The organism is Arthrobacter sp. P1_A5 (genome assembly GCF_056406825.1).
Genome location: NZ_JBFTZL010000024.1, coordinates 17412 through 30181, shown reverse-complemented (window position 1 = coordinate 30181; position 12770 = coordinate 17412). Strand labels below are relative to the sequence as shown.

Genomic DNA, 12770 nt, shown 5'->3' with positions numbered 1-12770 from the left:
CTGCAGTAGGTCCCGCGCCGCGCCCAAGGACATTCCGGCGGCCAGCGGGTCACGTTCCTGCAATGCCTGGACCGCGGCGCGCAGCCGTTCCTGCCATGCCTCGAGGACAGGCGCATGCACCCACCAATCACCGATGACCTGGACCTCCGGGGGCGCGGCCGTCTCGGGACCGGGCAACAGCCCCAGCCGGTGAAGGTGTTCTGCCCGAACTGCTCCGCGGGCGGCGACTTCACCGAGCACGTCGCCGGCGGGGTCGAGGCCGGAAAGCCGCTCCGCCCAGCGGGCGCCGTCTCCCCGCCGCCGCAGGGCAGGCGGATCGGCGTCGAGGATACGCGCCCCACCCAGCACTGACCGGCTTCCGGGGTCGCGCAGCACCAGCCGGTCGCCGAGAACGAGGGGCAGTTGCCTGTCAAGGACGAGCCGGGCGTGATCCGCGCCGAATGGCCGTAAACGGGCAGGCACGGACGCGGTGCCAACGTGCACCATGAGCTGTTCGGGCACAGCCGTATAGGCCAACCCTGTCGTGCGCTGAATACCGACGACGCCGGTCGTGGGCCACGCATCCGGGGTCAGCAGCGCATCTCCCCGGCGGATGTCCGTGGCGGCAACGTCCCGTAGGTTCAACGCCACCCGGCTGACGGGCTGCACGGACGCAAAGGCGGTGTCCCTGCTTTGCAAACCGCGGACCACCACGGCCCGGGAACCGTCGTGGCTGAGCAGCTGGAGCCGGTCACCCCGTTCGAGTGTTCCTGCCGCCAGCGTTCCGGTCACTACCGTTCCCGAACCGGAAATCGTGAACGAGCGGTCAACCCACAACCGGACCCGCCCTGAGGTGGCGGGGGCGGGCACGCGGGCCAGGACGCCGTCGAGTGCTGAACGCAGGTCGGCCAGACCGGTACCGTCAATAGCGGATACGGCAACTGCGGGGGCTTCCCTCAGGCCCGTGCCGGCCAGCTCCGTGCGGGTCCGCGAGAGCACGTCCGCGATCCGACGGCTGGACGCCCGGTCCGCACGGCTTAGCACGACCACGCCGTGTTCTATTCCAAGCGCAGCGACGGCATCCCGGTGATCACTTGACTGCGCCTGCCAACCCTCGTCCGCGGCGACGACGAAGCAGACCACCGGGGCCGGTCCGATTCCGGCAAGCATGTTTCCCAGGAAGCGTTCGTGGCCCGGTACGTCGACGAACGCTACATTCTGTCCGGACGGGAACGTGGTCCAGGCGTAACCTAGGTCGATGGTCAGCCCGCGGCGCCGTTCTTCCTCCCAACGGTCCGGCTCCATGCCGGTGAGGGCGCGAACTAGGGTGCTTTTGCCGGAATCGACGTGCCCGGCGGTGGCTACGACGTACACTCCTCAGCCCACCCCGCCTGCGTCCGCGGCCTTGAAGGCTGCCAGCGCTTTCCRTATCGCGTCGAGAATCCTGTCGTCATCCGCCGGGGCGATGCAGCGCAGATCGATCAGGCACGAGCCATCGTTGACGCGTGGCAGCACAGCCGGATCACCGGTGCGCAAAAGTCCTGCGAGTCCCTCTGGGAGCCGTAGTGCCCATCCCGGCAGAGGCACTCCCGGGGCGCCGCCGCCACCTACCCGACCGTCATGGGACACCACGGGCACGTCGAGTTCCCGGGCGAGCCGGTCCGTGCGGCGCTGCAAGTGCCCGGCGTCGGCGTGCAGGGCCCGGACAACCGGCGGCGGGCCGCCCGCCAGCGTGGCTTCCAAGGCGGCAAGGGCGAGTTTGTCAGCCCGGACCGCACGGGCGAGCGGGTGGCGGGCCAACCGCGTGATGATTTCCTTGCGGCCCAGCAGCAAGCCAGCCTGTGGGCCGCCGAGTAGCTTGTCACCGCTGGCGATCACGACGTCGGCTCCGCTCACCAAGGCGGAGGCGGCGTCCGGCTCCTCCGGCAGGAAAGGGTCGGGCGACAAGAGCCCGCTGCCCAGGTCGGCCACCAGAGGTACCCCGTGGGCGACGGTCAGCGGGCTGATTTCGTGCAACGGGACAGTGGAGGTAAATCCATCGACCCGGAAGTTGCTGGGATGGACCTTGAGTACGCACCCGGTGTTCGACCCCAGAGCACCGGCGTAGTCGTGTAGGTGGGTGCGGTTGGTCGTACCTACCTCGCGTAGCTTCGCCCCCGTCGACTCCATTAAGTCGGTCAGCCTGAAGCCGGCACCGATCTCGACCRGTTCCCCGCGGCTCACCACCACCTCCCGGCCGGCGGCCAAGGCAGTCGTGGCCAACACCAGCGCTGCGGCGCCGTTGTTCACCACCAGCGCATCCTCAGCCGCGGGACAGGCGGCGAGTAATGCAGCGCGCGCCCCGGCGCCGCGCCCGCTCCGGCTGCCGGTTGCCAAGTCGAGCTCCACGTCAACGTAGCCGCTGGCCGCGATAACAGCTTCCACCGCGTCTTCAGAAAGTGGAGCACGGCCGAGGTTGGTATGGACGATGACGCCGGTTGCGTTGAGCACCGGACGAAGGGTCGTCGCCGTGCGGTCGGCTACGGCGGCGATCAGTGTTCCTTCCACTTGTCCGGGCGGGAGCTCACCACGCCGTGCCTGATCCTGGATTTGACGAACGAGGTTGCGGATGACGCGCTCGTTCAGCCTGCTCCGGGCCTTGGAGACGGCCGGCAGAGCCAGCAGGTCATCGGTGCGCGGAATCAGGCGCCGGGGATCGACCGGGTCCACAGCCCTCCTCTGCTCGCGGCGCTCGGGCCGGAAGTTGGCGGTGGCGGACGGGAATCGAACCCGCCAGGCCGAGATGCTCGGCCGCACCGGTTTTGAAGACCGGGGGGCCCACCAGGACCCGGACGCCACCGGGGCTCAATATAGCAGGGTTGCCTGAAGGAGTACGCTAGGCGGGTGAACGAGGCCCAGACGCCAGTCCAGCAACTCGGTACCGGTGCTGCCGGAACTCTCCGGCTCACCGGCTATGCCCACGGTGGCGGCTGCGCGTGCAAGATTCCGCCCGGCGAACTCGAAGAAGCGGTACGCGGACTCACCGGCCAGCCCGGCGCCGATGTGCTGGTCGGGCTTGACAGCGGCGACGACGCAGCCGCCGTTCTGGTCCGTGGGGACCTGGCCGTATTGTCCACCGCTGACTTTTTCACCCCCGTGGTAGACGACGCCTTCGATTGGGGCCGGATCGCCGCCGCCAATGCGCTCTCCGACATTTACGCGATGGGCGGGCGCCCGATTATGGCGATTAACCTCGTCGGCTGGCCCCGTGGCGTACTGCCGCTGGAATTGATGACCGAGGTACTCCGCGGTGGCCTGAGCGTGGCCGCCGAGGCAGGGTGCCCGGTCATAGGCGGACACACTATCGACGATCCGGAACCGAAGTACGGCATGGCGGTCACCGGCGTCGTCCACCCCGACCGATTGCTGCGGAACGACGCCGCCCGGCCCGGGCTGCCCATCACGCTCACCAAACCGATCGGCGTCGGACTGCTCAACAACCGTCACAAGCAGACCGGCGAAGTGTTCACCGAAGCAGTAAAGACGATGACGCGCCTGAACCGCGACGCCGCCGAGGATGCGGTGGCGGCCRGTGTGCGGGCAGCCACGGACGTGACGGGCTTTGGCTTGCTCGGACACCTGTACAAGATGTGCCGGGCCTCCGGGGTCGGGGCAGTGGTGGACCGGAAAGCGGTGCCGCACGTCGACGGCGCCCGGGAAGCGTTGCGCGATGGGTTTGTCTCCGGCGGAACGCGGCGCAACCTGGACTGGGTGCGGCCCTACCTGCGTGCCGCCGCGGGCGTCACGGAGGACGATCTTCTCCTGCTCGCCGATGCACAGACCTCCGGCGGGCTACTCGTCGTCGGTGAATTGCCGGGCCATCCAGTCATCGGACACACCATCGCGGGCCAGGGCATCGAGATCCGCTGAAACCCGGCCATTCGTCTTCAGCCGCCGGTGGTGATCGCGTCGTCGGTGATTCCGGCCGCACGGCGGGCGGCGAGCCGCGTCTTCTGCGGTTCGATGGTGTACCGCGGATCTCTGGCCGAGGCGAGGCCCGCCTCAAATACACCAAAACGCGTCAGGGCGGACGCGGTCAGCAACGCGAGTCCGGAGGCCGCAGCCGCTCCGCGGTGTCGGCCGCCCAGCAGTGTTCCCAGCCCGCCGGCGACCGCCAAACGCTCGCTCCATTTCAGCATGGCGCCCGCCTTGCCCTGGTGTAGGGGTTCCGCCGCCACCGGGTCCATCCGTTGTTTCATGACTTTCATGGCAACCACCTCACCTAAGACGCCGAGCACGGCGAGCTTCCGGGCCGGCCCCGTTTCGCGCACCGGCGTGGTGACCATGGCGAGCCCGGCAGAAGCGAGGGCTGCCGAACTTACGAAGACGAACGGCAGTTCCTCGTGGGCAGCGTTCCACGTCGGTGTGGCGGTGTCTCCGAGCAGCACTGCCGTGTAAGCCGCCAGAGGTCCGGCAAAGACGGCGGCCTCGAAGCCGGCCGGTCCCTCGACAGCCCGCAGCACGCTCCGCAACGGGCCCAGCGGAAGCCGGGATCCGCTCATCCGGTCGATCTCCGCAACCGCCGAGACCCCCGCACCTGCGCTGAAGGCGCTGAGGATCCACGAGCCCACACTCATCGGCGAAGTGACCTTGAAGGTCCGCAGCATATGCAGAAAGCGCTCCGGCCTGCCGAGGTCCTTCACAAGCGCAACAGCCCCGGCACTTACCGCTGCCAAAGCGCTCAAACGCGCGTTACGGCGCAGCGTCGGCCGCCCGCTCAACTGGCCGCCGAGTCCRAGCAAAGCCGAGCCGGCGGCAACGCCGCCCAGKAACAGGTACGCGGCCACATCATTACCCCAGGGTGCCGGCTTTACAACCGGACGGCCGTAATACGAGCTGAATTCCGGCTCGGGAACCATGGGCATTTCCCGGGAGCCGTCGCCATTGGCCGGGCGGCGGCCCGGTCCTCGTTTGCCCTCCCGCCGGCGACGGCGGGCGGGTTCCGATGGCCGGAAGCTGTCGAACTCTGAGAGGGTCATGCACGCCCTCCCAGGAATGCCACTGCAACTGCCGCGGCCATGCCCGCTATTGCCATGCCGGCCCTTCGGTACATCTGCGGAAGGTCGGCCGTGGGTACCCGTGGGTCCGGCGGAAGTCCGTAGACCTCGGGTTCGTCGAGGAGCAGGAAGACTGATCCGGTTCCCCCGACGCCGTCGTTTTCGTTCGCACCGTAGAGCCTTGCCTCCGTCAGACCTTGCGCGTGCAGGCTGGAAACGCGTTCCCTGGCCGTCTCCACCATGTCGTCATGGTCGCCGAACTTGATAGACGTCGTAGGGCACGCTTTGGCGCACGCGGGGGTCTCATCCGCGACAAGCCGGTCGTAGCACAGCGTGCACTTCTGAGCGATGCCCGCATTGGGGACGGCGGGATGCTTGGCGTGCTGGTCGTTCCTGCTGGTGGCCACCTTGACCGAGCCATCGGCGCGGCGCTCGATGACGCCGAAAGGACATCCGGCGACGCAGGTTCCACAGCCGTTGCAGACGTCATCCTGTACCACCACGGTGCCGAATTCGGTGCGGAAAAGCGCTCCGGTCGGGCACACATCGAGGCACCCGGCGTGCGTGCAGTGCTTGCAAACGTCGGAGGACATCAACCACCTGAAGTCTGCCGTGTCCGGGGGCGTGGTGTCGGCCTCGGCCAGGTCCGTCGCAGCTGGCGATGCCGTGGCCGGCGGACCAATACGCGGCATGCCCAGGCTCACCAGGGCGCGGCCTGATTCCCGCGCCTCCACAATGCGGTCCTGACCTTGCTCGATGAACGCCACATGACGCCAAGTGCTGGCGCCCAGCGCCCCGGTGTTGTCGTAGGACGACCCGAGCAGCTCCAGATTGCCGTCCTGCGGGTTATGGTTCCACTCCTTGCAGGCAACCTCGCAGGCCTTGCACCCGATGCAGATCGAGGTGTCGGTGAAAAAGCCCTTCCGCGGATGGCTGTGCTCCCAGTGGGCATCGGCGGTGGGGTCGGTCGGTCCGGACAGCTGGCCCATCTAGTCCTCCAACATCGGATTGGTAATGGCGCGGTTGCCGGTCTCGGCGGTCAGTCCCGCCCGCGCCTGATAGGCGGCGACCAGTGCCCGCAGTTCCTGCCCGCGCGGCCGGCGGCCCGGGCGGATATCGCAGGAGGCGACTTTGGACTCCTGGATCTGGACGTTGGGGTCCAGCGTCACGCCAAGCAGGTCATTGGCGGCGTCGCCACTGACGACGGCGTTACTGCCCACGCCCCAGTGGTAGGGCAGCCCGATCTGGTGCACGGTGTGACCGCCCACGGCCAGGGGTTTCAGCCGGTCAGTGATGAGCACCTTCGCCTCTATGGCCGAGCGGGGCGAAATAATGGTGGCCCACCCGTAGGGCTCAAGCCCCCGCTCGGCAGCCAGTTCAGGCGAAACCTCACAGAACATCTCCGGCTGCAATTCGGACAAGTAAGGAAGCCAGCGGCTCATCCCGCCGGCGGTGTGATGCTCAGTAAGCCGGTACGTGGTGAAGACGTACGGGTACACGTCGGCGCCGGGAGTACCGGCACTTGGCGCACTGAAGTTGCCCGCGTGCGGGAACACCAACCGCGCCGGACTCTGCTGCTGCGGGTAGAGCGCGTTGGCCACGGGGGATTCCTGAGCCTCGTAGTGGGTGGGAAGGGGCCCATCCACAAGGCCCTTCGGGGCGAACAGCCAGCCCTTGCCGTCGGCCTGCATGATGAAGGGGTCATCTCCGCTAAGGGCTGCAGGGCCGCCGAGGGCCGGGTCGGGCTGGCTTCCCGGAGCCCGGTCCACCGGGAAATCGGGAACGTCGTCGCCGACCCACTTTCCTTGCTCCTGGTCCCACCAGATGTATTTCTTCCGCTCGCTCCACGGCTTACCGGCGGGATCCGCGGACGCACGGTTGTAGAGGACCCGGCGGTTGGCCGGCCATGCCCAGCCCCATTCCGAAGCCACGGGCCCTTGTTCCTGACCAGGCTTACGGTTGGCAGCGTGGTTGGAGCCACCAGCGTAAACACCGGTGTAGATCCAACAGCCAGCGGCCGTGGAACCGTCGGCGCGAAGTTCGGTGTAGGCGGAGAGGGGCTTACCGGCGTCCGGTCCAGCCAGTTGGCGGCCGTTGATCTCCGCAAGCACAGCCTCGGCATCCGGATCGCCGTGCTCATCCGTGGGATAGTCCCAGGTCAGGTCGAGCAGCGGACGGTCCCGCTCGTCCTCGGAGCCAGCCAGCTTCGCCCGGATCCGTTGGCCTAGCTCGAAGAAGAACTGCAGTTCGCTCTGGCACTCCCCGGGCGGTGCCACCGCCTGGTGCCGCCACTGCAGCAGACGCTGGGTCTGCGTGAACGAGCCGGCTTTCTCCACATGGGTGGCTGCGGGCAGGAAGAAGACTTCGGTCTCGATGTCCTCGGTGCGCAGTTCGCCGGATTCGATCTCCGGGCCGTCCTTCCACCAGGTGGCCGACTCGATCATGTTCAGGTCACGCACCACCAGCCACTTCAGATGGGACATGCCAAGCCGTTGCAGCCGGCCGTTGGCCGAGCCCACTGCGGGGTTCTGTCCAAGGATGAAGTAGCCCTCCACCTCGTCCTTGAGCATGCTCATAGTGGTCTCATATGTGCCGTGCGCCCCCGTCAGCCGCGGAAGGTAATCATAGGCCCAGTCGTTGTCCGCGGTCGCGGCTTCACCCCACCAGGCCTTCAGGAGGCTGACGGTGTAGGCGTCGGCGTCGGCCCAAAAGCCCTTTTGCTGTTTTGACCCGACGGCTGCCAGATATTCACTGAGGCTGTCGTGGCGGCCGGCACTGGGCATCGGCAGGTAGCCGGGTAGCAGGTTGAACAATGTGGGGATGTCGGTGGACCCCTGGATGCTGGCATGGCCGCGAAGGGCCATGATCCCGCCGCCGGGGCGCCCCACGTTTCCCAGCAATAGCTGAAGGATCGCCGCGGCCCGGATGAACTGCGCTCCCAAGGAGTGCTGAGTCCAACCCACCGCGTAGGCAAAGCAGGTAGTCCGGTCGCGTCCCGAGTTTTCCGTGATGCTGCGGGCAAGATACTCGAAATCCGCCACTTTGATGCCGCACATGTCCCGGACCATCTCCGGGGTGTACCGGGCATAATGCCGCTTGACGATCTGGAAGACCGTCCGGGGGTCTTGCAGGGTGTCGTCCCGCTGAACTTCGGCATGCTCCAGCGGCGGCCCGCCACTGCCGAAGGTGTCGGCGGCAGCACGGGCGGACGCTTCGGCGCCGTGTTCGCGGCTGGGCCCGGGCTCATGAATCGCGCCCTCACCTTGTTCCGCGTACGCCCAGGACGACGTGTCGTAAGCCCTTTTTTCCGGATCGAAACCGGAGAACAGGCCGCCCAGGTCCTCGGCATCGCGGTAGTCCGCATGCACCAGCGTCGCCGCATTGGTGTACGCGCCGACGTACTCCTTGAACCAGAGGTCATTGGTGATGACGTAGTTAATCAGGGCGCCCAGAAGGACGACGTCAGAGCCGGCCCGGATCGGAATGTGCTTGTCCGCGACGGCGGAGGTACGGGTGAAGCGGGGATCGACGTGGATGACCTTAGCCCCGCGTGCCTTAGCCTCCGCAACCCACTGGTATCCCACCGGGTGGCATTCGGCCATGTTGGAGCCCTGAATGACGATGCAGTCGGCATTGGCCATGTCTTGCAGTGATTGCGTCGCACCACCGCGCCCAAACGAGGCTCCCAAACTGGGAACCGTGGAGGAGTGTCAAATGCGGGCTTGGTTCTCGATCTGTACCGCACCGGCAGCCGTGAAGAGTTTCTTGATCAGGTAGTTCTCTTCGTTATCGAGTGTTGCCCCGCCCAGCGAAGCAATCCCCATCGTGCGGCGAAGCAGCCTGCCTTCCTCGTCTTCTTGCTGCCACGTCCTGCGGCGGGTCTCGATGAAGCGGTCCGCCACCATGTCGACGGCGGTGGCCAGGTCCAGGTGCTGCCACTGGGTGGAGCGCGGCGCACGGTAAAGCACACCGGTTTGACGGCCTGGCGAGTTGACCAACTGTTCACTGGCAGAGCCCTTGGGGCACAAGCGGCCGCGGGATATTGGCGAATCCGGATCGCCCTCGATTTGAACGACCTTTTCGTCCTTGACGTAGACCAGCTGTCCGCAGCCCACGGCGCAATACGGGCACACGCTCTGCACCACGCGGTCAGCGGTGACCGTCCGTGGAGTAATGGCCCTGGTCTGCGGGGATGTCACCGCCGGACCGCGGCCCAAGAGGTCGCCCGTACTCAACTGCCGGACGACCGGCCACTGAAGAAAACTGCGTCGTGCCATGAAAGGAGCCTACCCAATCAGGGCCCCGGGGAACAGGGGGCGGGTACTGACTGTGGAGGAACGAGTGTCATGGTTTCCGCAACAGACCCCCTGCCAGCTTCTTCCCGTTTGTTATGTCGATTATTGGGAATGCAGACAGAGAATGCCGCTCGGAGGACGCAACGAGTGCGACTGCGGATAACGCTGACCGCCACACCGCTTTAGAATTTCTGGTAGCTGTCACCCGGGACCAGGGACGGGAAACCACGATGAAAGGAAGCCCATGAACACTGACCCAAGCAAGGCCGGCGCCGTGAATGCTGAGCCACTCACCGTGGACCCTACCGGGCAGGACCCCACCGTTAAGGACCCTGCTGCGGATGTGAAGCTGCAGCTTCAACTTGCTATTTTCGAGGCCAGCAAGGACTCCGAAGGCAAAAGCCTCGCCGAGATCCTAGAAAGCCTGCGGTCCRCCTTCGCCGCGCGCGGCGTTGCGGAACCGCCGGCCACGTGGTTAGAATCCGTCGCCTCTTCAGCGTTCTATGGTGAGCCCTACCTCCTTGATTTCCCCACTGCGATCGCAGCAGACGCCGTCGTGCCCGCTCCGAATCAGGAAGTCCGGAACCGCCTCGCGGCCCGCCGCGAACTTCGGGCGGAAGAGCTTCCGCCCGGAATCTTCCCCTCCGGGAACGATTGGGACGTGCCCGTCATCGAAGCTCCCGCGGGTGCCCCCGAGCCTGTCAACCCGGCCACCATGTCCCGGCGGGCGACGAGAATCGCTGCGGGCCTGGCGTTCGTAGGAGTTGTGGCCGCGGCCACCGTCGTGATCGTCCAGTCTGCCCGTGCATCCAACCGACACAGGACGACCCTGCGGGCCCGCACCCCTGGAGGGAGAGTCAGCTAAGGCAGCAAGCTCAGCTGCCCGCTGGCTCCCCGCCGCTTGGAGAAGAGGTTATTATGCGACGGAACGTGGTGGAGTTCCGCTTTAACGTCTGAGTCAGCTCCGGTACCTCCCGGGAATCCTCGGCCGAAGTGTTGGGGAACTTAACGTTCTTCCGAGACGGTGATTGTTCCCGAGGCGGTGGCGGCTCGGAGTGCGCTAGCCTGAACGGCGTGGACCGCATAGACATGGATGACGCTGCAACGCTCGTGACCCTGCTGCATGATGGGAGGCGCTCCTCGTCGCTCCGTGCGCTGCTGCCGGGGTGGGACATGCTGCAGGCCGACGTCCCTTCCCGGGAACGGGTAGAGACGGCAATAGCGGTCCTGGTCGGTTCCGGCCTTGCTGAGGTCGACTCATCGTGGGGGATGCGGCTCACGGAGCAGGGCGTGCAGCTCAGGCGGTCCGTGAAAGGTGCTCGGGGGATGCGGGAGATCCCGGGGGCAATCAGCGATCTGCTGGTAGGACGCCAGTTGAGCCGTGCAACGCTGAGTCTTCCTCACGAGGTCTTTGATGCGGCGCGCGAGGACTATCTGGACGAGGCCCAACGCAGGGCTGAGCGCCGATCGCGACATCGCTGGTGGTGGCCCGACGCATCCAGGCCCCGTCCAAGGAAGCCGTCGAGCTAGGATCGCCGCGCCGCTGAGCATGCCGGCGTTGTCGCGGACGAGCTGCGCCAGCTGGGTCACCCGAACACATCCGAGTCGTTCACCCGTCTGGCCGACCACCTGCGCAGCGGTGTGACGAGGGCCGCGCAGGGAGTTCAAAGCAGACTTGTGTTCTATGCTGCGGGCGGGTTGCGGAAAGATCGCGGGCCAGCGGTTGCCAACGGCGGCCTGAATCCACAGGTCCTCGACCGTGCACCGCTGGTGGCGGAGACGTTTATTCGTTACGGAACGTCGTGGAGTTCCGCTTCAACGTCTAGTTTCTGATCTGCTTGAGGCCAAAAGCGATAGCCGCTAAGAACACGTGTTCTTGGCGGCTAGCGCTTTTGCGAGCGGGTGAGGGCTTCACGGACGGTTGGTTATGAGGCGGACTCAAGCCAGGAGCTAACGGCGTCCCGTGCGCGGCGGGCTGTGCTCGTGGAACAGGGAGTGGCCGGCACCCTCGACGACGGTGAACCGGGACGTGGGCAGCGCTTCTGCCATTTCTTCGGCAGCGTTCAGAGGGATGAGGCGGTCCTGGGCTCCGTGGATGATCGCAGTCGGGCAGGCGCTGGACGGCAGAATCGAGCGGAGATCGGCGCGCTGCACGACTGCCTGCTGCTGTCGGAGAAAGGCTTGTGCACCGACTGGGCTGGTCATGGCGCGCCAGGCGGCTAGGAGTGCATCGTCGGATTCGTTGTCTGCTGCGACGACGCCGGGGAAGGCGGCGTCGACAACAGCGTCGAAATGGCCGCCTTCAACGCGCACGGACTGGCGCGCCCGCGCTTGGAGCTGCTCCGCGGAGTCGGCTCGCGCGGACGTGCTTACGAGTGCGAGAGCGGTGACGCGATCTGGCGCTTGTCGGATGACTTCAAGGGCGACGTACCCTCCCATGCTTGTTCCGAGAACAGCAATGTCGCCGACGTTCTCGCAAGAGAAGAGCAGAGCAGAGGCGGTATCAGGACAATCTTCACGTTCTCAGTCTTGCTGCACCCGCCGACAATAAACTATCGAGGCAGGCGTTCTGGCTCACGGTAATCATTTCGACCATCAGAACAGACCAACCGCGTTGATCCAACGAACGAAACCGAATCTGTTATCTACGGGCGATGCTTACGCGCTTTACGGCCAGGTTGTTAGGATCGGGCCGACCATACTGACCATGAGCGTTTACCCGAGAGCGAGGATCCGTGAAAGCCGACCATTATGACAGTTTTGCCGGGAGCTACTCGGCGGAAAACGAGTCCAGCCTCCTCAACGCCTACTACGAGCGGCCGGCGATGATTGGCCTCGCCGGCGACGTCGACGGCCACCGGGTCCTGGATGCAGGGTGCGGCTCCGGGCCCCTGTCCGCGGCACTGAGCGCGAAGGGCGCGATCATGACCGGCTTCGATTCCAGTCCTGCGATGCTCGAATTTGCAAGACAGCGACTGGGCGCAACCGCGGATCTCTACTTGGCCGACCTCAGCAAGCCGCTCCCTTTCGCGGATGGCTCCTTCGACGACGTTGTCTCGTCCTTGGTCCTGCACTACCTGGAGGACTGGTCAGCGCCGCTTGCCGAACTGCGGCGCGTGCTGAAGCCGGGCGGTCGTCTGATCCTGTCGGTCAACCACCCCACGGTCAGCGTGATCACCCAACCAGCCGAGGACTACTTCGCCATCCGGCAGTACTCGGAGGATTACGAGTTCGATGGCGAGCCTGCGGTTCTGACTTTCTGGCACCGACCACTTCACGCGATGATCAACGCCTTCACATCGGCGGGATACCGCGTCGCCACCGTGAGCGAACCAGGGCCATCTCCAGACACGCCGCACGAACTCCTTCCGCCGCGCATCCTCACCGGTGAGAAGACAGCATTCCTGTCCTTTATCTTCTTTGTCCTCGAAACCGGCTGATGGCAGCTGAGGGACGTGAG

The 12770-nt window shown here is 66.0% G+C and carries 9 protein-coding genes and 1 tRNA gene; 3 read left to right on the top strand and 7 right to left on the bottom strand.

Features of this window, described 5'->3' with window-relative positions; translation table 11 throughout:
• The 3 genes from selB to AC1D1S_RS06550 form a co-directional block, all read right to left on the bottom strand.
• A partial coding sequence (gene selB / locus AC1D1S_RS06560; protein ID WP_476994023.1) for a selenocysteine-specific translation elongation factor occupies positions 1–1353 on the bottom strand: 1353 nt, incomplete at its 3' end.
• 3 nt (positions 1354–1356) lie between these two features.
• On the bottom strand, positions 1357–2688 hold the full coding sequence (selA, locus tag AC1D1S_RS06555; RefSeq protein WP_476994022.1) for an L-seryl-tRNA(Sec) selenium transferase: 1332 nt from the start codon (positions 2686–2688) through the stop codon (positions 1357–1359).
• A gap of 35 nt (positions 2689–2723) precedes the next feature.
• A tRNA-Sec gene (locus tag AC1D1S_RS06550) sits at positions 2724–2818 on the bottom strand.
• Between the two features lie 44 nt (positions 2819–2862).
• On the opposite strand from AC1D1S_RS06550, the gene selD reads away from it, so the two are divergent.
• Positions 2863–3888 carry a selenide, water dikinase SelD gene (gene selD, locus AC1D1S_RS06545; RefSeq protein WP_476994021.1) on the top strand — a complete coding sequence of 342 codons (1026 nt, stop codon included), beginning with the start codon at positions 2863–2865 and terminating at the stop codon, positions 3886–3888.
• A gap of 17 nt (positions 3889–3905) precedes the next feature.
• On the opposite strand, the gene nrfD is transcribed toward selD, so the two are convergent.
• The 3 genes from nrfD to fdh are packed head-to-tail and all read right to left on the bottom strand — an operon-like array spanning position 3906 to position 9292.
• Positions 3906–4997, bottom strand: a complete 1092-nt coding sequence (gene nrfD, locus AC1D1S_RS06540) for an NrfD/PsrC family molybdoenzyme membrane anchor subunit (protein ID WP_476994020.1) — start codon at positions 4995–4997, stop codon at positions 3906–3908.
• Positions 4994–6004 (bottom strand): 4Fe-4S dicluster domain-containing protein, encoded by a 1011-nt coding sequence (locus AC1D1S_RS06535; RefSeq protein WP_476994019.1) that lies wholly within the window; start codon positions 6002–6004, stop codon positions 4994–4996. The genes nrfD and AC1D1S_RS06535 overlap by 4 nt, the downstream gene beginning before the upstream one ends.
• The gene (gene fdh / locus AC1D1S_RS06530) at positions 6005–9292 is read right to left on the bottom strand and encodes a formate dehydrogenase (RefSeq protein WP_476994018.1); all 3288 of its coding nucleotides are present in this window, start codon (positions 9290–9292) and stop codon (positions 6005–6007) included.
• 262 nt (positions 9293–9554) lie between these two features.
• Here fdh and AC1D1S_RS06525 point away from each other — a divergent pair, with 262 nt between their 5' ends.
• The gene (locus AC1D1S_RS06525) at positions 9555–10175 is read left to right on the top strand and encodes a hypothetical protein (RefSeq protein WP_476994017.1); all 621 of its coding nucleotides are present in this window, start codon (positions 9555–9557) and stop codon (positions 10173–10175) included.
• 1085 nt (positions 10176–11260) lie between these two features.
• Here AC1D1S_RS06525 and AC1D1S_RS06520 read toward each other — a convergent pair.
• Positions 11261–11770 carry an alpha/beta fold hydrolase gene (locus tag AC1D1S_RS06520; protein WP_476994024.1) on the bottom strand — a complete coding sequence of 170 codons (510 nt, stop codon included), beginning with the start codon at positions 11768–11770 and terminating at the stop codon, positions 11261–11263.
• Between the two features lie 275 nt (positions 11771–12045).
• On the opposite strand from AC1D1S_RS06520, the gene AC1D1S_RS06515 reads away from it, so the two are divergent.
• Positions 12046–12750: a class I SAM-dependent methyltransferase gene (locus tag AC1D1S_RS06515; RefSeq protein WP_243180955.1), complete on the top strand. Its 705-nt coding sequence runs from the start codon at positions 12046–12048 to the stop codon at positions 12748–12750.
• The last annotated feature ends 20 nt before the right edge of the window (positions 12751–12770 follow it).